The sequence below is a fragment of the Streptomyces sp. CB02414 genome, assembly GCF_001905385.1.
Classification (GTDB): Bacteria; Actinomycetota; Actinomycetes; order Streptomycetales; family Streptomycetaceae; genus Streptomyces.
This window is the reverse complement of the sequence record NZ_LIPF01000009.1, coordinates 136151-159832: the sequence shown is the minus strand read 5'-3', so window position 1 is coordinate 159832 and position 23682 is coordinate 136151. Positions and strand designations below refer to the sequence as shown.

Sequence of the window (23682 nt, the reverse complement as noted above, 5' to 3'; positions counted from 1 at the left end):
CGGTCGGTACGATCGCCCCTATGCGTGCGCTCCGGTATGGCGCCGCAGCCCCACCTTCAGTCAGGAGAGACCGGTGTCAGACGTCCGTGTGATCATCCAACGCGATTCGGAGCAGGAAGAACGCGTGGTGACGACGGGCACTACGGCCGCCGAGCTCTTCGCCGGCCAGCGCTCGATCATCGCGGCGCGGGTGGCCGGTGAGCTCAAGGACCTCGCCTACGAGGTCAAGGACGGCGAGACCGTCGAGGGCGTCGAGATCTCCTCCGAGGACGGCCTGAACATCCTGCGTCACTCCACCGCGCACGTCATGGCGCAGGCCGTGCAGGAGCTGTTCCCCGAGGCCAAGCTGGGCATCGGCCCGCCCGTCAAGGACGGCTTCTACTACGACTTCGACGTCGAGAAGCCCTTCCACCCCGATGACCTCAAGGCCATCGAGAAGAAGATGCAGGAGATCCAGAAGCGCGGCCAGCGCTTCTCGCGCCGCGTCGTCACCGACGACGAGGCCCGCGAGGAGCTCGCCGACGAGCCGTACAAGCTGGAACTGATCGGCCTCAAGGGCTCCGCCTCGCACGACGACGGCGCGGACGTCGAGGTCGGCGCCGGCGAGCTGACGATCTACGACAACCTCGACGCCAAGACCGGCGACCTGTGCTGGAAGGACCTCTGCCGGGGCCCCCACCTGCCCACCACCCGCAATATCCCGGCGTTCAAGCTGATGCGCAACGCCGCCGCCTACTGGCGCGGCAGCGAGAAGAACCCCATGCTCCAGCGCATCTACGGCACCGCCTGGCCGACCAAGGACGAGCTGAAGGCGCACCTGGAGTTCCTCGCCGAGGCCGAGAAGCGCGACCACCGCAAGCTGGGCAGCGAGCTCGACCTGTTCTCGATCCCGGAGCAGATCGGCTCCGGCCTCGCCGTCTTCCACCCCAAGGGCGGCATCATCCGCCGGGTCATGGAGGACTACTCGCGGCGCCGCCACGAGGAAGAGGGCTACGAGTTCGTCTACACCCCGCACGCGACGAAGGGGAAGCTCTTCGAGACCTCGGGCCACCTGGACTGGTACGCCGACGGCATGTACCCGCCCATGCAGCTCGACGAGGGCGTGGACTACTACCTCAAGCCCATGAACTGCCCGATGCACAACCTGATCTTCGACGCGCGGGGCCGTTCCTACCGTGAACTGCCGCTGCGCCTGTTCGAGTTCGGCACGGTGTACCGGTACGAGAAGTCGGGCGTCGTGCACGGCCTGACCCGCGCCCGGGGCTTCACCCAGGACGACGCGCACATCTACTGCACCCGCGAGCAGATGTCCGAGGAGCTCGACAAGACGCTCACCTTCGTCCTGAACCTGCTGCGCGACTACGGCCTGACCGACTTCTACCTGGAGCTCTCCACCAAGGACCCGGAGAAGTTCGTCGGCTCGGACGAGGCGTGGGAAGAGGCCACCGAGACGCTGCGCCAGGTCGCCGAGAAGCAGAACCTGGAGCTCGTGGCGGACCCGGGCGGCGCCGCCTTCTACGGTCCGAAGATCTCCGTCCAGGCCAAGGACGCCATCGGCCGCACCTGGCAGATGTCGACCATCCAGCTCGACTTCAACCTGCCCGAGCGCTTCGACCTGGAGTACACGGCGGCGGACGGCACCAAGACCCGGCCGGTCATGATCCACCGCGCCCTGTTCGGCTCCATCGAGCGCTTCTTCGCGGTGCTCCTGGAGCACTACGCGGGCGCCTTCCCGGCCTGGCTGGCGCCCGTCCAGGCGATCGGCATCCCGATCGGCGACGCGCACGTCGAGTACCTGGAGGAGTTCGCCGCGACGGCCCGCAAGCAGGGCCTGCGCGTCGAGGTCGACTCCTCCTCCGACCGCATGCAGAAGAAGATCAGGAACGCCCAGAAGCAGAAGGTGCCCTTCATGGTCATCGCGGGCGACGAGGACATGGCGAACGGAGCCGTCTCCTTCCGCTACCGCGACGGCTCCCAGGAGAACGGCATCCCCGTCGACGAGGCCATCGCGAAGATCGCGAAGGTCGTCGAGGAGCGGGCGCAGGTCTGAGCGACCACCGCGGAGGGCCCCCGGGGGGATCCCGGGGGCCTTTCCCTGTCACCGCACGCGACGCCATATGCTGCACGCATGACGAGTGAGCCCGAGCAGCAGATCGGAGTCGGGACGCAGGACGCGTTCCAGCGCCTGTGGACGCCCCACCGGATGGCCTACATCCAGGGCGAGAACAAGCCGAGCGGCCCCGGCGCCGACGACGGCTGCCCCTTCTGCTCGATCCCGGCCAAGTCCGACGAGGACGGGCTGATCGTCCGGCGCGGTGAGCACGTGTACGCGGTGCTCAACCTGTACCCGTACAACGGCGGCCACCTGATGACCGTGCCCTACCGCCACGTCGCCGACTACACCGAGCTGAACGCCGTGGAGACCGCGGAGCTCGCCGAGCTGACCAAGCAGGCGATGACGGCGCTGCGCACCGCCTCCGGCGCCCACGGCTTCAACATCGGCATGAACCAGGGCACGGTGGCCGGCGCGGGCATCGCCGCCCACCTCCACCAGCACATCGTGCCCCGCTGGGGCGGCGACACGAACTTCATGCCGGTCGTCGGCCACACGAAGGTGCTGCCCCAGCTCCTGGGCGACACCCGCAAGATGCTGGCGGAAGCCTGGCCCTCCAGCCCGTCCGGCGTTTGAGGACGAGGCCGTCCAGGCCGAAGCGGGGTCCGGGGACGGCGGCCCCCAGAGACGTCCGCCCCGGAAACCCCCGCCCGACCGCCGGAGGCCTACGCGTCGTAGACGTCCGCCTTCTTGGGCACCGCCTCCTGCACCGCCCCGCTCAGACCGCCCGCGCGGGCACCGAACTTCTCCGTGTCCACGCCGTTCTCCTTCAGCACCTTGATCGCCGCCGTGTGCACCGCCCGCAGGACCGGCGTGGCCGCGCGCAGCGCGTCGTCGGCCATGAAGCGGTGCCGCCACGGCCGGTCCGCCCAGGCGTGCCGCACACCGAAGGGCTCGGGCAGCGTGAGCTTGCCGCCCAGCCAGTACAGCAGCGGGGGATACCAGGTCAGCGGCGCCCGTGCGGCCAGCCGCACCACCTCGTCGGTGTCCACCAGCGGGAGCTTCACCGTGCGGGTCTCCCAGAACTTGACCGACTTCTGGACCGTCTTCTCCTTGGCCGCGGGCTTGCTCGTGAACAGGGAGTGCACCGGCCCGAGGGCGTGCCCGGTGACCTCGATGCGCAGCGTCTCGTGCAGCACCGTCACCGTGATCAGCATGGAGATGACCAACTGGCCGTCCCACAGGGTCCACTGGACGCCCAGGTAGTGCCGGTCGCCCGCGCCGAACTGCTGCTTGTCGCAGATCTCCTGTATCGCGTGCTGCTTGACCTGGTACGCCTCGACGTCGGTGCCCTCGGGCCGGGACACCGAGTCGGCGTTCTCCCCGATCGGGGTCACGATCCAGTGCCGTACGGTCGGCTTGGGGAAGCCGCCGGTGTGCAGCGGGCCCCGTTCCAGCATGCGCAGCCGGTCGTGGATGGCCTTGATGACGTCCCAGCTGCGGAACGGGTTGATCTCCCGGTCCGGGTCGACGGGGACCAGTTCCTCGGCGAGCTGCCAGCTGCCCCAGCGGGTGCCCATGCCGAGGATTCCCTTGGGACCGGCGTAGAAGACGGAATTCGACTGCTGCTCGGCGCTGAGGCGGGCCAGCGACTGCCGGAGCTCCTCGGCGGCCGTCTCGCCGGGGCTGCTCGGCACCGCCTCGGGCACCTTGGCACCCACGCCCGCGCCGGACAGGAGGCCGCTCCAGCGCTCCCGGAGGTCCCGCGCCGTGCGCTCGCAGATCCGCTTGGCCCAGAACCAGCCGATCACCGGGGCGACGACGCAGGCGCGCGCGTACCAGGCCCAGAAGCCGCTGAAGGGCATCTTGAGCAGGAACAGCACGGCGAGGACGGCCATCGCGACGAGCAGCGCGGTGGCGAGCGCGCCGGCCCGCTTGTCCTCGCGCCGGGCGACGGTGGTGCGGATCTGGAAGACCAGGAGCCAGATCAGCAGCCCGGGCAGGAACAGCACTCCGCACAGCACCATGACGGCACTGAGCCAGTTGTCCCGTTCCCTGCGAATGCGGTGCGCCGCGAGGCTGTGCTCCACGACCACCTGCGGCTGCGTCCCGAAGGACTGGATGAGCGGGGCCCGCTTGGGGCCCAGCATCCGGTCGATGATCGCCCGTGAGTACGCCTCGCCCAGGTTCGGCCGGAAGAGCTTGATCCGGGGCTTGCCCACGGCCGACTTGTGCCACTCGCTGTCGGCCTTGAGTATCTCCTCGGCCTCGCTGTCCCGGTAGGCGGCCGAGGCCAGCGCGAACGTGGCCGTCTGCCCGCCGTCGTCCGTACGCGGCACCTGCGGTCCGAAGAAGTCCGCGTAACCGCCGTCAACGGTCATTCCCGCCCCCGATCGCCACCACTGTCGCTCCTGCGGCCTTCCCGACTTCCCTGCCCCGCACACCTGTTGATCAGGTCATCAGCGTATCCGCAGGCACCGACATGCGTCACCGGACGGCCAAAGGCGCCCCCGCACGCGCTGGTCGGCGCAGGAGCGCGCCCTCGTGCGCCGGGGGGAGCGCGTCCGGCGCGGGGGAGGGGACGGGGAGCCCCGCGCCGGTCCGACAGCGCTACGACGCGGCCCGCAGTTCCTCCCGCAGGCGCTCCGCGACCTGCTGCGGCATCGGTTCGTGCCGTGCGTAGCGGCGGTCGAAGCGCGCGGTGCCGTGCGAGAGGGAGCGCAGGTCCACCGCGTACCGGCCGATCTCCATCTCGGGCACCTCGGCCCGGATCACGGTCCGCCCGCCGCTGGTCTGCTCGGTGCCGAGCACCTTGCCGCGCCGCCCCGACAGGTCGCTCATCACGGCGCCCACGTAGTCGTCGCCGACCAGCACGCTCACCTCGGCGACCGGCTCCAGCAGATGGATGCGGGCCTCGGCCGCGGCCTCCCGCAGCGCCAGCGCGCCCGCCGTCTGGAACGCGGCGTCGGACGAGTCCACGGAGTGCGCCTTGCCGTCCAGCAGCGTTACCCGCACGTCGATCAGCGGATGGCCCGCGGCGACACCCTTGGCGGCCTGTGCCCGCACGCCCTTCTCGACGGACGGGATGAACTGCCGGGGCACGGCGCCGCCGACCACCTTGTCCACGAACTCGATGCCCGAGCCGCCCGGCAGCGGCTCCACCTCGATCTCGCAGATGGCGTACTGCCCGTGCCCGCCGGACTGCTTGACGTGCCGTCCCCGCCCGGCCGCCCTGCCGCCGAACGTCTCCCGCAGCGAGACCCGGTGGGGTACGACGTCGACCTGGACGCCGTAGCGGCTGCGCAGCCGTTCCAGGGCGACGTCGGCGTGGGCCTCGCCCAGGCACCACAGGACCACCTGGTGGGTGTCCTGGTTCTGCTCCAGGCGCATCGTCGGGTCCTCGGCGACCAGCCGCGCCAGGCCCTGGGAGAGTTTGTCCTCGTCGGGCTTGCTGTGCGCCTGGATGGCGAGCGGCAGCAGCGGGTCGGGCATCTCCCACGGGGCCATCAGCAGCGGGTCGTCCTTGGCCGAGATCGTGTCCCCGGTCTCCGCGCGGCTCAGCTTGGCCACGCACGCCAGGTCGCCCGCGATCACGTGCGGGACCGGCCGCTGCTGCTTGCCGAACGGCGTGGACAGGGCGCCGATCCGCTCGTCGACGTCGTGGTCCTCGTGGCCCCGGTCGGCCAGTCCGTGCCCGGAGACGTGCACCGTCTGGTCGGCGCGCAGGGTGCCGGAGAACACCCGGACCAGCGAGATCCGCCCCACGTACGGGTCGGAGGACGTCTTGACGACCTCCGCGACCAGCGACTCGCCGGGGTCGCACATCCGCAGCTCGCGCGGCACACCGTCGGGCGTGGTGACCCGTGGCGCGGCGCGCTCCAGGGGCGTCGGGAAGCCCCGGGTGACCAGCTCCAGCAGCTCCACCGTGCCGAGCCCCTGCCGGGCGCCCTCGGCGGCGGGGGCGGCGGCCAGGACGGGGAAGAACACCCCGCGCGCCACGGCCCGCTCCAGGTCCTCGATGAGCGTCTTGACGTCGACCTGCTCGCCGCCGAGGTAGCGCTCCATGAGGGTCTCGTCCTCGCTCTCCGAGATGATCCCCTCGATCAGCAGGGAACGGGCCTCGTCGATCCGCGGCAGCTGCTCCTCGCCCGGCTCGGACTCCACGCGCTCGCCCGAGGCGTAGTCGAACAGCTTCCGCGTCAGGAGTCCGGTGAGCCCCGTCACGGGCGCGTGCCCGTCGGGCGCCGGCGGTCCGTGCAGCGGCAGGTACAGCGGCAGCACGGCGTCGGGGTCGTCGCCGCCGAAGGCCTCCGCGCAGATCCGGGTCATCTCCTCGAAGTCCGCGCGGGCGGCCTCCAGGTGCGTGATCACGATGGCGCGGGGCATGCCGACGGCGGCGCACTCGTCCCAGACCATGCGCGTCGAGCCGTCCACCCCGTCGGAGGCCGAGACGACGAAGAGGGCCGCGTCCGCCGCGCGCAGACCGGCCCTCAGCTCACCGACGAAGTCGGCGTACCCGGGAGTGTCCAGGAGGTTGACCTTGATGCCGTCCCATTCGACCGGCACCAGGGAGAGCTGTACGGAGCGCTGCTGCCGGTGCTCCATCTCGTCGTAGTCCGAGACGCAGCCGCCGTCCTCCACGCGGCCCGCCCGGTTCAGTGCCCCCGCGGTCAGCGCGAGGGCTTCCACCAGAGTCGTCTTGCCCGCTCCGGAGTGGCCGACCAGCACCACATTCCGTACGGACGTGGGGTGGTCGGCCGCCGTTGCCCTGCCGGCGGCTCCGGGGTGGGTGTGTGCCTTGTCGCCCATGTCCTTGCCTCCCGTGCACGGTGAGGTCACTGTGGGCGCGGACACGCGGGACCGCGTGCACTGGCGGCTCCGGCGACGCCCGCGGTCCTTCGAGCTTTCCACTCCCGTCACGCCGCGTCCATACGAACGACGGGACCCCGCCGCCCACCGGCCGCCCACCAGCGGGTCCGGGTGCCCGTCCGTCGCACGCGCGCGTGCGTGACTACGATGGGCCAGCCGGTGGCCAGCAGGGGCCGCGGCCACACCGACCGTCGGGAAGGCCATGCTGAACAAGTACGCGCGTGCATTTTTTACGCGTGTCCTCACACCGTTCGCCGCGTTTCTCATCCGCCGGGGCGTCAGCCCGGACACGGTCACGCTGATCGGCACCGCGGGTGTGGTCGCGGGAGCGCTGGTCTTCTACCCCATGGGCGAGTTCTTCTGGGGCACGGTCGTGATCACGCTCTTCGTCTTCTCCGACCTGGTCGACGGCAACATGGCCCGCCAGCTCGGCCGCTCCAGCCGCTGGGGCGCGTTCCTGGACTCCACGCTGGACCGGGTCGCCGACGGCGCGATCTTCGGCGGCTTCGCCCTCTGGTACGCGGGCGCGGGCGACAACATCGCGCTGTGCGCCGTGTCCATCTTCTGCCTGGCGAGCGGCCAGGTGGTGTCGTACACCAAGGCGCGCGGAGAGTCGATCGGGCTGCCGGTCGCCGTCAACGGCCTGGTCGAGCGGGCCGAGCGCCTGGTCGTCTCGCTGGTCGCCGCCGGGTTCGCGGGCCTGCACAAGTTCGGCGTGCCCGGCATCCAGTACCTGCTGCCCGTCGCCCTGTGGATCGTCGCCGTCGGCAGCCTGGTCACGCTGGTCCAGCGCGTCGTCACGGTCCGCCGCGAGGCCGCCGAGGCCGACGCCGCCGCGCAGGAGGACCAGGGCACCGAGGCGGCGAAGTGAGCGCTCAGGACCGGCTGGCCGACGCCCTGTACGGCGCCGGCTGGAGCACCGTCAAGAAGTTGCCCGAGCCCGTCGCCGTGCGCCTGGGCCGCACCATCGCGGACGTCGCCTGGAAGCAGCGCGGCACGGGGGTGCGGCGGCTGGAGGGCAACTACGCGCGCGTGGTGCCCGAGGCGGGCCCCGAGCGGCTCGCCGCGCTCTCCCGCGCGGGCATGCGGTCCTACCTGCGCTACTGGATGGAGTCCTTCCGTCTCCCGGCGTGGAGCACCGAGCGCGTCAAGGCGGGCTTCGCTCCCAAGGACCTGCACCACCTCACCGACGGCATGGACGCGGGCAAGGGCGTCGTCCTCGCCCTGCCGCACCTGGCCAACTGGGACCTGGCCGGCGCCTGGGTCACCACCCGACTCGGCATCCCCTTCACGACGGTCGCCGAGCGCCTCAAGCCGGAGACCCTGTACGACCGCTTCGTCGCCTACCGCGAAGGGCTCGGCATGGAGGTCCTGCCGCACAGCGGCGGCACCGCCTTCGGCACGCTGGCCCGGCGGCTGCGCGACGGCGGCCTGGTCTGCCTGGTCGCCGACCGCGACCTGTCCGCCTCCGGCGTGGAGGTCGACTTCTTCGGCGAGACGGCCCGCATGCCCGCCGGTCCCGCCCTGCTCGCCCAGCAGACCGGCGCACGGCTCCTGCCCGTGACGCTCTGGTACGACGACTCGCCCGTGATGCAGGGCCGGGTGCATCCGCCGGTCGAGGTCCCCGAGTCAGGTACCCGGGCCGAGAAGACGTCTGTCATGACACAGGCGCTGGCCGACGCCTTCGCCACGGGAATCGCCGAGCACCCGGAGGACTGGCACATGCTGCAGCGCTTGTGGCTGAAGGATCTCGACCCGGCCAAGGCACCCGGGGCGCGTGAGCGGGGCGACCGGTGAGGATCGGCATCGTCTGCCCGTACTCCTGGGACGTGCCGGGCGGCGTCCAGTTCCACATCCGGGACCTGGCCGAGTACTTCATCCGTCTCGGCCACGAGGTGTCCGTCCTCGCCCCGGCCGACGACGACACCCCGCTGCCCCCGTACGTCGTCTCGGCCGGCCGCGCGGTGCCGGTGCCGTACAACGGCTCGGTGGCCCGCCTCAACTTCGGTTTCCTGTCGGCGGCCCGGGTACGGCGCTGGCTGCACGACGGCGGCTTCGACGTCATCCACATCCACGAGCCGACCTCGCCCTCGCTCGGCCTGCTCACCTGCTGGGCCGCGCAGGGCCCGATCGTGGCCACCTTCCACACGTCCAACCCGCGCTCCCGCGCGATGATCGCCGCGTATTCGATCCTCCAGGCCGCCCTGGAGAAGATCAGCGCCCGGATCGCGGTGAGCGAGTACGCCCGCCGCACCCTCGTCGAGCACCTCGGCGGGGACGCGGTCGTCATCCCCAACGGCGTCGACGTCGACTTCTTCGCCGACGCCGAGCCCAAGCCCGAGTGGCAGGGGGACACCATCGGCTTCGTCGGGCGCATCGACGAGCCCCGCAAGGGGCTGCCGGTGCTCATGCGGGCCCTGCCGAAGATCCTCGCCGCCCGCCCGCAGGCCCGGCTGCTGGTCGCCGGACGCGGCGACGAGAAGGAGGCGGTGGCCTCCCTGCCCGCCGAGCTGCGCTCCCGGGTGGAGTTCCTCGGCATGGTCAGCGACGAGGACAAGGCCCGCTTCCTGCGCAGCGTCGACCTCTACGTCGCCCCCAACACCGGCGGCGAGAGCTTCGGCATCATCCTCGTCGAGGCGATGTCGGCCGGCGCCCCCGTGCTCGCCTCGGACCTCGACGCCTTCGCGCAGGTCCTCGACCAGGGGGCGGCCGGTGAACTGTTCCCCAACGAGGACGCCGACGCGCTGGCCGACGCGGCCGTGCGGCTGCTGGCGGACCCGGAGCGCCGGGCGGCGCTGCGCGAGCGCGGCAGCGCCCACGTACGGCGCTTCGACTGGTCCACGGTCGGCGCGGACATCCTGTCCGTCTACGAGACGGTGACGGCGGGCGCGGCGGCCGTGGCGACGGACGACCGGGCGACGGGCCTGCGCGCCCGCTTCGGACTGGCGAGGGACTGAGCGCGGGGCCCCTCGGCGAGGCCCTGGAGGGACGTCGGAATTCCCGGCCCGTCCGGGGTTGACTAGGGTTGCGGCCCGTGACCGCAACTCTCATCTGGATCCTGGTCGTCCTCGTGGCCGTCGGCCTCTACCTCAGCTGGACGGCCGGCCGCCTGGACCGCCTGCACGCCCGGATCGACGCCGCGCGTGCCGCCCTCGACGCGCAGCTGCTGCGCAGGGCGTCCGTGGCCCAGGAACTGGCCACTTCGGGCGTCCTCGATCCGGCCGCCTCCATCGTCCTGTACGAGGCGGCGCACGCCGCCCGGCAGGCGGAGGAGGAGCAGCGGGAGGTCGCCGAGAGCGAGCTGAGCCAGGCGCTGCGCGCGGTGTTCGCCGATCCGCAGCAGGTGGACGCCCTGCGCGAGGCGCCCGGGGGAGTGGAGGCGGCCCACGAGCTGGCCGAGGCCGTGCGACGCGTCCCGATGGCCCGGCGCTTCCACAACGACGCGGTGGGGGCCGCGCGCCGGCTGCGCGAGCACCGCAAGGTCCGCTGGTTCCGCCTCGCTGGGCACGCACCCTTCCCGCTGGCCTTCGAGATGGACGACGAGTCGCCGGCCGCCCTGGTCGAGCGGGCCGCGTAACGCGCCCCGGCGCCGAAAACGATCCACCGCCTTCCCATTGGCCCTTGCTGTGGCCTGGTCCGCTCACGTTTCCTCGTTGCTGCAGAAACCCCCTTCCCTCAGCGAGGTACCCGTGTCCAGCACGCTCTCCGAAAACCAGACCCCCGAGACCGGCACCGCCCGCGTGAAGCGCGGCATGGCCGAGCAGCTCAAGGGCGGCGTGATCATGGACGTCGTCACGCCCGAGCAGGCGAAGATCGCCGAGGACGCGGGCGCCGTCGCGGTCATGGCCCTGGAGCGCGTCCCCGCCGACATCCGCAAGGACGGCGGCGTGGCCCGGATGTCCGACCCGGACATGATCGAGGGCATCATCGAGGCCGTCTCCATCCCGGTGATGGCCAAGTCCCGCATCGGCCACTTCGTCGAGGCCCAGGTGCTGCAGTCCCTCGGCGTCGACTACATCGACGAGTCCGAGGTCCTCACCCCGGCCGACGAGGTCAACCACAGCGACAAGTTCGCCTTCACCACCCCCTTCGTCTGCGGCGCCACCAACCTCGGTGAGGCCCTGCGCCGCATCGCCGAGGGTGCCGCGATGATCCGCTCCAAGGGCGAGGCCGGCACCGGCAACGTCGTCGAGGCCGTCCGCCACCTGCGCCAGATCAAGAACGAGATCGCCCGCCTGCGCGGCTACGACAACAACGAGCTGTACGCCGCCGCCAAGGAGCTGCGCGCCCCGTACGAGCTGGTCAAGGAGGTCTCCGAGCTGGGCAAGCTGCCGGTCGTGCTCTTCTCCGCCGGAGGTGTCGCCACCCCCGCCGACGCCGCGCTCATGCGCCAGCTCGGCGCCGAGGGCGTCTTCGTCGGCTCCGGCATCTTCAAGTCCGGCGACCCGGCCAAGCGCGCCGCGGCCATCGTGAAGGCGACCACCTTCTACGACGACCCGAAGATCGTCGCGGACGCCTCCCGCAACCTCGGCGAGGCCATGGTCGGCATCAACTGCGACACCCTGCCCGAGACCGAGCGCTACGCCAACCGCGGCTGGTAAGGCACCGATCCCATGAGTGACACCCCCGTCATCGGCGTCCTGGCCCTCCAGGGCGACGTACGGGAGCACCTCGTCGCCCTGGCCGCGGCCGACGCCGTGGCCAGGCCGGTGAGGCGCCCCGAAGAACTCGCCGAGGTCGACGGCCTGGTCGTCCCCGGCGGCGAGTCCACCACCATCTCCAAACTGGCCGTCCTCTTCGGAGTGATGGAGCCCCTCCGCGCGCGCGTGCGGGACGGCATGCCCGTCTACGGCACCTGCGCCGGCATGATCATGCTGGCCGACAAGATCCTCGACCCGCGCTCCGGGCAGGAGACGGCCGGCGGCATCGACATGATCGTGCGCCGCAACGCCTTCGGGCGGCAGAACGAGTCCTTCGAGGCGGCCGTCGACGTCAAGGGCGTCGGGGGCGAGCCGGTGGAGGGCGTCTTCATCCGCGCCCCGTGGGTCGAGTCCGTGGGCGCCTCGGTCGAGGTGCTCGCCGAGCACGACGGCCACATCGTCGCCGTCCGCCAGGGCAACGCGCTCGCCACGTCGTTCCACCCGGAGCTGACCGGCGACCACCGCGTGCACCGCCTCTTCGCCGACATGGTGCGCGCGAACGGGGCCCCGGAGTCCTTGTAGGATTCCTCCGTTCGTACAAAGACGGGTTACGCGAAGGAGACAGGCAGATGTCCGGCCACTCTAAATGGGCCACGACGAAGCACAAGAAGGCCGTCATCGATGCCAAGCGCGGCAAGCTCTTCGCGAAGCTGATCAAGAACATCGAAGTCGCGGCCCGCATGGGCGGTGCCGACATCGACGGCAACCCGACGCTGTACGACGCCATCCAGAAGGCGAAGAAGCAGTCGGTCCCGAACAAGAACATCGACTCCGCCGTCAAGCGCGGCGCCGGCCTCGAAGCCGGCGGCGCCGACTACGAGACGATCATGTACGAGGGTTACGGTCCGAACGGCGTCGCGGTGCTCATCGAGTGCCTCACCGACAACCGCAACCGCGCCGCCTCCGACGTCCGCGTCGCCATGACCCGCAACGGCGGCTCCATGGCCGACCCCGGCTCGGTGTCGTACCTGTTCAACCGCAAGGGCGTCGTGATCGTCCCCAAGGGCGAGCTGGGCGAGGACGACGTCCTCGGTGCCGTCCTCGACGCGGGCGCCGAAGAGGTCAACGACCTCGGCGAGTCCTTCGAGGTGCTCAGCGAGGCCACCGACCTGGTCGCCGTCCGCACGGCCCTCCAGGACGCCGGCATCGACTACGAGTCCGCCGACGCCAACTTCGTCCCGACCATGCAGGTCGAGCTGGACGAGGACGGCGCCCGGAAGATCTTCAAGCTGATCGACGCCCTGGAGGACAGCGACGACGTGCAGAACGTCTTCGCCAACTTCGACGTGAGCGACGAGGTCATGGAGAAGGTCGACGCGTAACGCGTCCACTGGCTCAGCGGGCCGACGGGACACACCCCGTCGGCCCGCAGCTTTGTCAGTGCCACCCGATAGCCTGCACAAACAGGTGATCGATGGGAGGGGCCGTGCGCGTACTGGGGGTGGACCCCGGCCTGACCCGGTGCGGGGTCGGGGTCGTCGAGGGAGTGGCGGGCAGACCGCTCACCATGGTCGGCGTGGGCGTCGTCCGCACGCCGCCGGACGCGGACCTCGGCCACCGCCTCGTCGCCGTCGAGCAGGGCATCGACCAGTGGCTCGACGAGCACCGGCCGGAGTTCGTCGCCGTGGAGCGCGTCTTCAGCCAGCACAACGTCCGCACCGTCATGGGCACCGCCCAGGCCAGCGCCGTGGCGATCCTGTGCGCCTCCCGCCGCGGCATCCCCGTCGCCCTGCACACCCCGAGCGAGGTCAAGGCCGCCGTCACCGGCAGCGGCCGCGCGGACAAGGCGCAGGTCGGCGCCATGGTCACCCGTCTGCTGCGGCTCGCCGCGCCCCCGAAGCCGGCCGACGCCGCGGACGCCCTCGCCCTCGCCATCTGCCACATCTGGCGCGCCCCCGCGCAGAACCGGCTCCAGCAGGCCGTGGCGCTGCACGCGTCCCGTGCCCCCCGCACCCCGCACGTCCCGAAAGGCCGTACGACATGATCGCCTTCGTCAGCGGCACCGTCGCCGCCCTCGCCCCCGACGCCGCGGTGGTCGAGGTCGGCGGCGTCGGCATGGCCGTCCAGTGCACGCCGAACACGCTCTCCACGCTCCGCCTGGGCAAGCCCGCCAAGCTCGCCACCTCCCTCGTCGTGCGCGAGGACTCGCTCACCCTCTACGGCTTCGCCGACGACGACGAGCGCCAGGTCTTCGAGCTCCTGCAGACCGCCAGCGGCGTGGGCCCCCGCCTGGCGCAGGCGATGCTGGCCGTGCACAGCCCCGACGCCCTGCGCAGGGCGGTGTCGACCGGCGACGAGAAGGCGCTCACCGCCGTCCCCGGCATCGGCAAGAAGGGGGCCCAGAAGCTGCTGCTGGAGCTGAAGGACCGCCTCGGCGAACCGGTCGGCGCCCCCGCCGTCGGCGCCCCGGTCAGCACCGGCTGGCGCGACCAGCTGCACGCCGCCCTGATCGGCCTCGGGTACGCCACCCGCGAGGCCGACGAGGCCGTCACCGCCGTGACGCCCCAGGCGGAGGCCGCCGGGGGCACGCCCCAGGTGGGACAGCTGCTGAAGGCGGCCCTCCAGACGCTCAACCGCGCCCGCTAGCCGGCTAGGAGACTCACACCGTGAACTGGGACGACGACACGACCGGCACCGAAGCCGCCGACCGGCTGGTGGGCCCGGCCGCCGACGGCGAGGACCAGGCCGTCGAGGCCGCCCTGCGCCCCAAGGACCTGGGCGAGTTCATCGGCCAGGAAAAGGTCCGCGAGCAGCTCGACCTCGTCCTGCGCGCCGCCCGCGCGCGCGGGGCGACCGCCGACCACGTCCTGCTCTCGGGGGCGCCGGGCCTCGGCAAGACCACCCTTTCGATGATCATCGCGGCCGAGATGGGCGCCCCCATCCGCATCACCTCCGGCCCCGCCATCCAGCACGCCGGCGACCTCGCGGCGATCCTCTCCTCCCTCCAAGAGGGCGAGGTCCTCTTCCTCGACGAGATCCACCGCATGTCGCGGCCCGCCGAGGAGATGCTCTACATGGCGATGGAGGACTTCCGCGTCGACGTCATCGTCGGCAAGGGACCGGGCGCCACCGCCATCCCCCTGGAGCTGCCCCCCTTCACCCTCGTCGGCGCGACCACGCGCGCCGGGCTGCTGCCGCCCCCGCTGCGCGACCGCTTCGGCTTCACCGCCCACATGGAGTTCTACGGACCGGCCGAACTGGAACGGGTCGTCCACCGCTCCGCCGGCCTGCTCGACGTCGAGATCGACCCGGCCGGCGCCGCCGAGATCGCCGGCCGCTCCCGCGGCACCCCCCGCATCGCCAACCGCCTGCTGCGCCGGGTCCGCGACTACGCCCAGGTCAAGGCCGACGGCCTGATCACCCAGGAGATCGCCGCCGCCGCCCTCGCGGTCTACGAGGTCGACGCCCGGGGCCTGGACCGGCTGGACCGGGGCGTGCTGGAGGCGCTGCTCAAGCTGTTCGGCGGCGGCCCGGTCGGCCTGTCCACGCTCGCCGTCGCCGTGGGGGAGGAGCGTGAGACAGTGGAAGAGGTCGCCGAACCGTTCCTCGTACGGGAGGGCCTGCTGGCCCGCACCCCGCGCGGACGGGTGGCGACCCCGGCAGCATGGGCGCATCTCGGCCTCACCCCGCCGCGTGCGCAGAGTTCCGGAAACGGACAACAGGACTTGTTCGGGACGTGACGGCACCGTCACGAAGAGGACATTCGCCGGAGCAGGAACCCCGGTGCCATGCTGAGCGTTGTTCCATGCGCGCGGACTCGCTTAGACTCCGCCGATGCCGCCCTTGTCGGCGGCGCACACACCCCCAACCATCAGGCCGCTCACCAATTGCGGTCGTGTGAAGGAAGTACCGACCCGTGAGTCTCGTGACCCTCCTCCCGTTCATCGTGCTCATCGGGGCCATGTTCCTGATGACCCGGTCGGCGAAGAAGAAGCAGCAGCAGGCCGTCGACATGCGGAACCAGATGCAGCCCGGTTCCGGTGTCCGCACCATCGGGGGCATGTACGCCACGGTCAAGGAGGTCAACGACGACACGGTCCTCCTCGACGCCGGCCCGGGTGTGGAGCTGCTCTTCGCCAAGAACTCCATCGGTGCCGTCCTCACGGACGAGGAGTACAACCGCATCGTCCACGGCATCGAGCACGACCTGAAGTCCGACTCCGACATCGTCCCGGACGATGCCTCCTCCCTCACCGGGACCGACGCCTCCGCCGACGACGCTGACGCCTCCGGCGACAAGTCCGTCGACCTCGGCAAGAAGGACGCCGACGACACGCCGGCCGACGAGCCGACGGCCGACGCCACGTCCGCCGAGGCCAAGACCGACGAGCAGGCGAAGAAGTCCGACGGCGGTTCCGAGGCGAAGTAAGCCGTGCTCCGGGGTGCGCGGACCGTTCCCGCGCACCCCGTGCGATGCGCGGCTCGCACGGATCCCGACACCATGTGATGGCCGCCGGTGACGCCTACCCGGCGCGACGCGGCCCGAGAGGGAGTACGCAAAGGTGGTAGCACCTAAAAAGGGAAAGAATGCGAGCGCTCAGAGTAGGCCCGGGCGCTCGCTGGCCCTGATTCTGATCGCCATCGTGGCGCTCACCGGAGGCATGTTCGCCTCCGGACACACGACTCCGCGTCTCGGTATCGACCTCGCCGGCGGCACGAGCATCACGCTCCGTGCGGTCCCGGAAGAGGGCCAGGAGTCCGCGATCAACAAGACCAACATGGCAACCGCGGTCGAGATCATGGAGCGCCGTGTCAATGGTCTGGGTGTTTCCGAAGCCGAGGTCCAGACCCAGGGCGACCGGAACATCATCGTCAACATCCCCAAGGGAACGAACTCCAAGGAAGCCCGGGAGCAGGTCGGCACCACCGCCAAGCTCTACTTCCGCCCCGTCGTAGCCACGGAGCTGTCCGGCCCCGGCGCGACCGGCAGCCCCTCGCCGAGCGCCACCGGCAACGCCTCCGGCGAGCCGACGGACAAGGCGACGGACAAGGCGACGGACGGCGCGGCCGAGGACAAGGCCACCGACGGCGGCAAGGCGAGCGACACGCCGTCCGACGCCGCGTCGGCGAGCGCCAGTCCCCAGGGCCGCGCCGCCAGCGACGCCCTCAAGGCCGACCCGAGCCCCTCCGCCTCCGCCAAGGCGTCCGACGGCGCCTCCCCCTCCCCGAGCACCAGCGCCTCCGGCGACGACGCGGCCGCCAAGCTCCAGGAGCAGTACGCGAAGCTGGACTGCACCGACGCGGGCGCCCGCGCCAAGGCCGGTGAGGGTTCCAAGCCCGGCGACTCGATGGTCGCCTGCGGTCAGAACGCGCAGGGCCAGTGGCAGAAGTACATCCTCGGCCCCGCCGCGGTCGACGGCACGGACGTCGACGAGTCCGAAGCCGTACTGAACACCCAGACCGGCGCCGGCTGGACCGTGACGATGAAGTTCACGGACGAGGGCGCCAAGAAGTTCGCCGACATCACCGGCAAGCTCGCCCAGAACCAGTCCCCGCAGAACCAGTTCGCCATCGTCCTGGACAACGAGGTCGTCTCCGACCCCTACGTCAGCCAGGCGCTCACCGGCGGCAGCGCGGAGATCTCCGGCAACTTCGACCAGGAGGAGGCCGAGGGCCTCGCCAACATGCTCTCCTACGGTGCCCTGCCGCTGACCTTCAAGGAGGACAGCGTCACCACCGTCACCGCCGCGCTCGGCGGTGATCAGCTCAAGGCCGGTCTGATCGCCGGTGCGATCGGCCTCGCCCTGGTCATCATCTACCTGCTGGTGTACTACCGCGGCCTGTCGTTCATCGCCATCGCCTCGCTCTTCGTCTCCGCGGGGCTCACGTACGTGATCATGTCGCTGCTCGGCCCGGCCATCGGCTTCGCGCTGAACCTGCCGGCCGTCTGCGGCGCCATCGTCGCGATCGGCATCACGGCGGACTCGTTCATCGTGTACTTCGAACGCGTCCGCGACGAGATCCGGGAGGGCCGCTCGCTGCGACCCGCCGTCGAGCGGGCCTGGCCGCGCGCCCGGCGCACCATCCTGGTCTCCGACTTCGTCTCCTTCCTCGCCGCCGCGGTCCTGTTCGTCGTCACCGTCGGCAAGGTCCAGGGCTTCGCGTTCACGCTCGGCCTGACCACCCTGCTCGACGTGGTGGTGGTGTTCCTCTTCACCAAGCCGCTGCTGACACTGATGGCCCGCCGCAAGTTCTTCGCGAGCGGCCACAAGTGGTCCGGCCTCGACCCGAAGAGCCTGGGCGCCAAGCCGCCGCTGCGCCGCACCCGCCGTCCCGCGCGCCCCGTCGCCGGCCCCGTCGACCCGAAGGAGGCGTGAGATGGGAAAGCTCGGCAACCTCGGCGCCCGACTCCACCACGGCGAGGTCGGCTACGACTTCGTCAAGAACCGCAAGCTCTGGTACGGCATCTCGATCCTGATCACCATCACGGCGATCGTCGGCCTGGCGGTGCGCGGTCTGCACATGGGCATCGAGTTCCAGGGCGGCGCGGTCTTCACCACCCCGAAGAACGTGAGTGCCTCGGTCTCCCAGGCCGAGACCTACGCGGAAGAGGCCTCGGGCCACGACGCGATCGTCCAGAAGCTCGGCGACGGCAGCCTCCGCATCCAGATCTCCGGCACCGACACCGAGGCCTCGGACCAGATCAAGGAAGAGCTCTCCAAGGACCTCGACGTCCCGGCGGCGAAGATCGCCGCCGACCTGGTCGGCCCCAGCTGGGGTGACCAGATCGCCAACAAGGCGTGGCAGGGCCTCGGGATCTTCATGGTCCTCGTGGTCATCTACCTGGCCATCGCCTTCGAGTGGCGCATGGCACTGGCCGCGTTCGTCGCGCTGGTCCACGACATCACCATCACCGTCGGCATCTACGCCCTCGTCGGCTTCGAGGTCACGCCCGGCACGGTGATCGGTCTGCTCACGATCCTCGGTTACTCGCTCTACGACACGGTCGTCGTCTTCGACAGTCTCAAGGAACAGACGAGAGACATCACCAAACAGACCCGCTGGACGTACGGCGAGATCGCCAACCGCTCGATCAACAGCACCCTGGTCCGCTCCATCAACACCACGGTGGTCGCGCTGCTGCCGGTGGCGGGCCTGCTGTTCATCGGTGGCGGTGTCCTCGGGGCCGGCATGCTCAACGACATCTCCCTGTCGCTGTTCGTGGGCCTCGCGGCCGGCGCGTACTCGTCGATTTTCATCGCCACGCCGCTCGTCGCCGACCTCAAGGAGGCCGAGCCGCAGATGAAGTCCCTCAAGAAGCGTGTCCTCGCCAAGCGCGCCCAGGCCGCGGCCAAGGGCGAGCCGGTGGAGTCCGACGCCGACGAGCGATACGCCGACGAAGCGGCCGACGAGGCCGACGAGCCCGACGAGGCGGCCCCCGCCGTCGTCGGCCCGCGCAACCAGCCCGCCTCCCGCGCCCGGGGCCGCGGCCGACCCTCGGGGAAGCGCCGATGACCGAGACGACCGACCTCACGGAGCTGCTGCTCAGCCGCATCCGGGACGTGGTGGACTACCCGGAGCCGGGCGTGATGTTCAAGGACATCACCCCGCTCCTGGCGGACCCGGCGGCCTTCGCCGCGCTCACCGACGCGCTCGCCGGGGTGGCCCGGGACACCGGAGCCACCAAGGTCGTCGGCCTGGAGGCCCGGGGCTTCATCCTGGGCGCCCCCGTGGCGCTGCGGGCGGGCCTCGGCTTCATCCCCGTACGCAAGGCGGGCAAGCTCCCCGGAGCAACCCTCAGCCAGGCCTACGACCTGGAGTACGGCTCCGCCGAGATCGAGGTGCACGCCGAGGACCTGAGCGCGGGCGACCGTGTGCTGGTCGTCGACGACGTCCTCGCCACCGGCGGCACCGCCGAGGCCTCGCTGGAGCTCATCCGCCGGGCCGGCGCCGAGGTCTGTGGCCTCGCCGTCCTCATGGAGCTGGGTTTCCTCAACGGCCGGGCCCGACTGGAGCCGGCCCTGGCCGCAGCGCCGCTGAAGGCGTTGCTCACCGTCTGAGCGCACCTGCCGCGCACCTGGGGCGGGCCCGGAGGAATCCGGCGCCCGCCCCAGGCGTTTCACGGGTTGACGGCCCTCACATCGGCCTGAAGGCGATCCTGGGGTGCGGGATCGCTACCATGGGGACTCCGGAGCCTGACCGGGGGACCCGGATCGCGCACGAGGAGTCCTCTTGCCAGACGAGGCCCAGCCACTGACCGCCGCAAAGCCCGAGTCTTCCTCGGCGCCCGCGGCGAAGCCCGCGCCGAGCGCGCCCCAGGCGAAGAACGACACCCGCGGGCCGATCCAGCACGCCCCGTCCGCGCCCGTCGACAAGCCGGCCGAGCAGCAGCCGCGTCCCAAGCCCATGCCGCCCGAGCGCGAACGCAACGCGCCCGTGGTCCGCACCCCCGCCGGGCAGCCCGCCCGCTCCGGCTCCTCCAACCGCGTCCGCGCCCGCCTCGCCCGCCTCGGCGTGCAGCGCGCCAACCCGTACAACCCGGTCCTGGAGCCGCTGCTGCGGATAGTGCGCAGCAACGACCCCAAGATCGAGACGGCCACCCTGCGCCAGATCGAGCGCGCCTACCAGGTAGCCGAGCGCTGGCACCGCGGCCAGAAGCGCAAGAGCGGCGACCCGTACATCACCCACCCGCTCGCCGTCACCACCATCCTCGCCGAGCTGGGCATGGACCCGGCCACGCTCATGGCGGGCCTGCTCCACGACACCGTCGAGGACACCGAGTACGGCCTGGAGGACCTGCGCCGCGACTTCGGCGACGTGGTCACCCTCCTCGTCGACGGCGTCACCAAGCTCGACAAGGTCAAGTTCGGCGAGGCCGCCCAGGCCGAGACCGTGCGCAAGATGGTCGTCGCCATGGCCAAGGACCCGCGCGTCCTGGTCATCAAGCTCGCCGACCGCCTGCACAACATGCGCACCATGCGCTACCTCAAGCGCGAGAAGCAGGAGAAGAAGGCGCGCGAGACCCTGGAGATCTACGCGCCGCTCGCCCACCGCCTGGGCATGAACACCATCAAGTGGGAGCTGGAGGACCTCGCCTTCGCGATCCTCTACCCCAAGATGTACGACGAAATCGTGCGCCTGGTGGCCGAGCGCGCCCCCAAGCGCGACGAGTACCTCGCCATCGTCACCGACGAGGTCCAGCAGGACCTGCGCGCGGCCCGCATCAAGGCGACCGTCACCGGCCGCCCCAAGCACTACTACAGCGTCTACCAGAAGATGATCGTCCGCGGCCGTGACTTCGCGGAGATCTACGACCTGGTGGGCATCCGCGTCCTCGTGGACACCGTCCGCGACTGCTACGCGGCGCTCGGCACGGTCCACGCCCGCTGGAACCCGGTTCCGGGGCGGTTCAAGGACTACATCGCGATGCCCAAGTTCAACATGTACCAGTCGCTGCACACGACGGTCATCGGGCCCAACGGCAAGCCGGTCGAGCTGCAGATCCGCACCTTCGACATGCACCGCCGCGCGGAGTACGGCATCGCCGCGCACTGGAAGTACAAGCAGGAGGCCGTCGCCGGCGCCTCCAAGGTCCGCTCCGACGCGCCCAAGTCCGCCGGCAAGGGCAAGGACGACCACCTCAACGACATGGCGTGGCTGCGCCAGCTCCTCGACTGGCAGAAGGAGACCGAGGACCCCGGCGAGTTCCTGGAGTCCCTGCGCTTCGACCTCTCCCGCAACGAGGTCTTCGTCTTCACGCCCAAGGGCGACGTCATAGCGCTCCCGGCCGGGGCCACCCCCGTGGACTTCGCCTACGCCGTCCACACCGAGGTCGGCCACCGGACCATAGGGGCGCGCGTCAACGGCCGTCTCGTCCCGCTGGAGTCCACCCTCGACAACGGCGACCTGGTGGAGGTCTTCACCTCCAAGGCGGCCGGCGCGGGCCCCTCCCGCGACTGGCTCGGCTTCGTCAAGTCGCCGCGCGCCCGCAACAAGATCCGGGCCTGGTTCTCCAAGGAGCGCCGCGACGAGGCGATCGAGCAGGGCAAGGACTCCATCGTCCGCGCGATGCGCAAGCAGAACCTGCCGATCCAGCGCATCCTGACCGGCGACTCCCTGGTCACCCTGGCGCACGAGATGCGCTACTCGGACATCTCCGCGCTGTACGCGGCGATCGGCGAGGGCCATGTCTCCGCGCAGAACATCGTGCAGAAGCTGGTCCAGGCGCTCGGCGGCGAGGAGGCGGCCACCGAGGAGATCGACGAGTCGGTCCCGCCGGCCCGCGGCCGCGGCCGCAAGCGCCGGACCAATGCGGACCCGGGCGTCGTCGTCAAGGGCGTCGAGGACGTGTGGGTCAAGCTGGCCCGCTGCTGCACTCCCGTCCCCGGCGACCCGATTATCGGCTTCGTCACCCGCGGCAGCGGCGTCTCCGTCCACCGCAGCGACTGCGTGAACGTGGACTCGCTCTCCCGCGAGCCCGAGCGCATCCTCGAGGTCGAGTGGGCGCCCACCCAGTCCTCCGTCTTCCTGGTCGCCATCCAGGTCGAGGCCCTGGACCGCTCCCGGCTCCTCTCGGACGTCACCCGCGTGCTGTCCGACCAGCACGTCAACATCCTCTCCGCGGCCGTCCAGACCTCCCGCGACCGCGTGGCCACCTCCCGCTTCACCTTCGAGATGGGCGACCCGAAGCACCTGGGCCACGTCCTGAAGGCCGTACGCGGCGTGGAGGGCGTCTACGACGTCTACCGGGTCACATCGGCGCGCAGGCCGTCGTAGGCCGCGACAGACACGGCAGAGGGGCTTCCGTACGCGTCGTACGGAAGCCCCTCTCTCGTGAACCCGTCAGCCGCCGAACTCGTGCAGCCCCTTCAGCGCCTGGTCCAGCAGTGCCTGCCGGCCCGCCAGCTCACGCTCCAGCTTGTCGGCCTTGGCGTTGTTGCCCTGGGCGCGGGCCTGCTCGATCTGACCCCGGAGCTTGTCGACGGCGGCCTGGAGCTGACCGGTCAGACCCTCGGCACGCGCGCGTGCCTCCGGGTTCGTCCGGCGCCACTCGGCCTCCTCGGCCTCCTGGAGCGCCCGCTCCACGGCGTGCATCCGGCCCTCGACCTTGGGCCGGGCGTCGCGCGGCACGTGGCCGATGGCCTCCCAGCGCTCGTTCACCGAGCGGAACGCGGCGCGGGCCGCCTTCAGGTCGGTGACCGGCAGGAGCTTCTCGGCCTCCTCGGCCAGCTCCTCCTTGAGCTTGAGGTTCTCCGCCTGCTCGGCGTCGCGCTCGGCGAAGACCGAGCTGCGGGCGGCGAAGAACACGTCCTGGGCGCCGCGGAAGCGGTTCCACAGGTCGTCCTCGTGCTCGCGCTGCGCGCGGCCCGCGGCCTTCCACTCGGACATCAGGTCGCGGTAGCGCGCGGCCGTCGGTCCCCAGTCCGTCGAGTTCGACAGCGCCTCCGCCTCGGAGACCAGCCGTTCCTTGGTCTGGCGGGCCTCCTCGCGCTGGGCGTCCAGCTGGGCGAAGTGCTGCTTGCGCCGCTTGGAGAACGCCGACCGCGCGTGCGAGAAGCGGTGCCACAGCTCGTCGTCGGACTTGCGGTCCAGCCGCGGCAGACCCTTCCAGGTGTCCACCAGGGACCGCAGCCGCTCACCGGCCGACCGCCACTGGTCGGACCGGGCCAGCTCCTCTGCCTCCGCGACCAGCGCCTCCTTGGCGGCACGGGCCTCGTCGGACTGCTTCGCCCGCTGGACCTTCCGCTCCTCGCGGCGCTTGTCCACCAGCTCGACGAGCTTGTCCAGCCGGGTCCGCAGGGCGTCCAGGTCGCCCACCGCGTGGTGCGCGTCGACCTGCTCCCGCAGGTGGTCGATGGCGGTCTGGGCGTCCTTCGCCGACAGGTCGGTGGTCTTCACGCGCTTCTCGAGGAGGCCGATCTCGACAACCAGGCCTTCGTACTTGCGCTCGAAATAGGCCAGCGCCTCCTCGGGGGAGCCCGCCTGCCAGGAACCGACGACCTTCTCGCCGTCGGCCGTACGCACGTACACGGTCCCCGTCTCGTCGACGCGGCCCCACGGGTCGCTGCTCACAGCGCCTCCTCCACATGATGCCTGCGGAGGGCTTCGCTACCCCCGGGC

General features: G+C 71.1%; 20 protein-coding genes. 17 read left to right on the top strand and 3 right to left on the bottom strand.

From position 1 onward, the window contains the following. Positions 1–73 precede the first annotated feature (73 nt). Both thrS and AMK11_RS27860 read left to right on the top strand, forming a co-directional pair. Positions 74–2050, top strand: coding sequence for a threonine--tRNA ligase (gene thrS, locus AMK11_RS27865; protein ID WP_073730838.1), 1977 nt, complete (start codon positions 74–76; stop codon positions 2048–2050). A gap of 78 nt (positions 2051–2128) precedes the next feature. Continuing rightward, on the top strand, positions 2129–2689 hold the full coding sequence (locus AMK11_RS27860; protein WP_073730837.1) for an HIT family protein: 561 nt from the start codon (positions 2129–2131) through the stop codon (positions 2687–2689). 89 nt (positions 2690–2778) lie between these two features. Here AMK11_RS27860 and AMK11_RS27855 read toward each other — a convergent pair whose 3' ends face one another. Then, positions 2779–4434 carry a hypothetical protein gene (locus tag AMK11_RS27855; protein ID WP_073730836.1) on the bottom strand — a complete coding sequence of 552 codons (1656 nt, stop codon included), beginning with the start codon at positions 4432–4434 and terminating at the stop codon, positions 2779–2781. Between the two features lie 229 nt (positions 4435–4663). After that, the gene (locus AMK11_RS27850; protein WP_073730835.1) at positions 4664–6862 is read right to left on the bottom strand and encodes an elongation factor G-like protein EF-G2; all 2199 of its coding nucleotides are present in this window, start codon (positions 6860–6862) and stop codon (positions 4664–4666) included. 262 nt (positions 6863–7124) lie between these two features. Here AMK11_RS27850 and pgsA point away from each other — a divergent pair, with 262 nt between their 5' ends. The 15 genes from pgsA to relA all read left to right on the top strand — a co-directional run bounded on the left by pgsA (position 7125) and on the right by relA (position 22338). Then, positions 7125–7793 carry a phosphatidylinositol phosphate synthase gene (gene pgsA, locus AMK11_RS27845; protein ID WP_073730834.1) on the top strand — a complete coding sequence of 223 codons (669 nt, stop codon included), beginning with the start codon at positions 7125–7127 and terminating at the stop codon, positions 7791–7793. Next, positions 7790–8719, top strand: coding sequence for a phosphatidylinositol mannoside acyltransferase (locus AMK11_RS27840; protein ID WP_073730833.1), 930 nt, complete (start codon positions 7790–7792; stop codon positions 8717–8719). The genes pgsA and AMK11_RS27840 overlap by 4 nt, the downstream gene beginning before the upstream one ends. After that, positions 8716–9879, top strand: a complete 1164-nt coding sequence (locus AMK11_RS27835) for a glycosyltransferase family 4 protein (RefSeq protein ID WP_073730832.1) — start codon at positions 8716–8718, stop codon at positions 9877–9879. Before AMK11_RS27840 ends, AMK11_RS27835 begins: the two co-directional genes overlap by 4 nt. A 77-nt stretch (positions 9880–9956) precedes the next feature. Next, positions 9957–10499 (top strand): hypothetical protein, encoded by a 543-nt coding sequence (locus AMK11_RS27830; RefSeq protein ID WP_073730831.1) that lies wholly within the window; start codon positions 9957–9959, stop codon positions 10497–10499. Positions 10500–10611: 112 nt separating this feature from the next. Then, positions 10612–11523, top strand: a complete 912-nt coding sequence (gene pdxS, locus AMK11_RS27825; protein WP_073730830.1) for a pyridoxal 5'-phosphate synthase lyase subunit PdxS — start codon at positions 10612–10614, stop codon at positions 11521–11523. 12 nt (positions 11524–11535) lie between these two features. Then, entirely contained in the window at positions 11536–12144 is a 609-nt protein-coding gene (gene pdxT / locus AMK11_RS27820) for a pyridoxal 5'-phosphate synthase glutaminase subunit PdxT (RefSeq protein ID WP_073730829.1), read from the top strand. 47 nt (positions 12145–12191) lie between these two features. Continuing rightward, a complete protein-coding gene (locus tag AMK11_RS27815; protein ID WP_073730828.1) occupies positions 12192–12944 on the top strand; it encodes a YebC/PmpR family DNA-binding transcriptional regulator in 753 nt (250 codons plus the stop codon). A 104-nt stretch (positions 12945–13048) separates the two neighbouring features. After that, positions 13049–13606: a crossover junction endodeoxyribonuclease RuvC gene (gene ruvC, locus AMK11_RS27810; RefSeq protein WP_073731075.1), complete on the top strand. Its 558-nt coding sequence runs from the start codon at positions 13049–13051 to the stop codon at positions 13604–13606. Further along, a complete protein-coding gene (gene ruvA / locus AMK11_RS27805; protein ID WP_073730827.1) occupies positions 13603–14208 on the top strand; it encodes a Holliday junction branch migration protein RuvA in 606 nt (201 codons plus the stop codon). Before ruvC ends, ruvA begins: the two co-directional genes overlap by 4 nt. 20 nt (positions 14209–14228) lie before the next feature. Next, a complete protein-coding gene (gene ruvB, locus AMK11_RS27800; RefSeq protein WP_073730826.1) occupies positions 14229–15302 on the top strand; it encodes a Holliday junction branch migration DNA helicase RuvB in 1074 nt (357 codons plus the stop codon). A 176-nt stretch (positions 15303–15478) separates the two neighbouring features. Beyond that, positions 15479–15991, top strand: coding sequence for a preprotein translocase subunit YajC (gene yajC / locus AMK11_RS27795; RefSeq protein WP_073730825.1), 513 nt, complete (start codon positions 15479–15481; stop codon positions 15989–15991). A 133-nt stretch (positions 15992–16124) separates the two neighbouring features. Beyond that, complete coding sequence (gene secD, locus AMK11_RS27790; protein WP_073730824.1) at positions 16125–17939, top strand: protein translocase subunit SecD; 1815 nt, start codon at positions 16125–16127, stop codon at positions 17937–17939. Position 17940: 1 nt separating this feature from the next. Then, complete coding sequence (secF, locus tag AMK11_RS27785; RefSeq protein ID WP_073730823.1) at positions 17941–19077, top strand: protein translocase subunit SecF; 1137 nt, start codon at positions 17941–17943, stop codon at positions 19075–19077. After that, positions 19074–19622: an adenine phosphoribosyltransferase gene (locus AMK11_RS27780; RefSeq protein WP_073730822.1), complete on the top strand. Its 549-nt coding sequence runs from the start codon at positions 19074–19076 to the stop codon at positions 19620–19622. Before secF ends, AMK11_RS27780 begins: the two co-directional genes overlap by 4 nt. A gap of 172 nt (positions 19623–19794) precedes the next feature. Next, positions 19795–22338, top strand: coding sequence for a GTP pyrophosphokinase (relA, locus tag AMK11_RS27770; protein WP_073730821.1), 2544 nt, complete (start codon positions 19795–19797; stop codon positions 22336–22338). 66 nt (positions 22339–22404) lie between these two features. Here the strand turns inward: relA and AMK11_RS27765 are convergent, their stop codons facing one another. Next, a complete protein-coding gene (locus tag AMK11_RS27765; protein WP_073730820.1) occupies positions 22405–23634 on the bottom strand; it encodes a DUF349 domain-containing protein in 1230 nt (409 codons plus the stop codon). Positions 23635–23682 lie beyond the last annotated feature (48 nt).

What these genes read in the sequence shown, in the direction of transcription:
- AMK11_RS27860 (WP_073730837.1), top strand. Translation starts at nt 2,129, where the DNA reads ATGACGAGTGAGCCCGAGCAGCAGATCGGAGTCGGGACGCAGGACGCG.
- AMK11_RS27855 (WP_073730836.1), bottom strand. Translation starts at nt 4,434, where the DNA reads ATGACCGTTGACGGCGGTTACGCGGACTTCTTCGGACCGCAGGTGCCG.
- AMK11_RS27850 (WP_073730835.1), bottom strand. Translation starts at nt 6,862, where the DNA reads ATGGGCGACAAGGCACACACCCACCCCGGAGCCGCCGGCAGGGCAACG.
- pgsA (WP_073730834.1), top strand. Translation starts at nt 7,125, where the DNA reads ATGCTGAACAAGTACGCGCGTGCATTTTTTACGCGTGTCCTCACACCG.
- pdxT (WP_073730829.1), top strand. Translation starts at nt 11,536, where the DNA reads ATGAGTGACACCCCCGTCATCGGCGTCCTGGCCCTCCAGGGCGACGTA.
- AMK11_RS27815 (WP_073730828.1), top strand. Translation starts at nt 12,192, where the DNA reads ATGTCCGGCCACTCTAAATGGGCCACGACGAAGCACAAGAAGGCCGTC.
- ruvA (WP_073730827.1), top strand. Translation starts at nt 13,603, where the DNA reads ATGATCGCCTTCGTCAGCGGCACCGTCGCCGCCCTCGCCCCCGACGCC.
- secF (WP_073730823.1), top strand. Translation starts at nt 17,941, where the DNA reads ATGGGAAAGCTCGGCAACCTCGGCGCCCGACTCCACCACGGCGAGGTC.
- AMK11_RS27780 (WP_073730822.1), top strand. Translation starts at nt 19,074, where the DNA reads ATGACCGAGACGACCGACCTCACGGAGCTGCTGCTCAGCCGCATCCGG.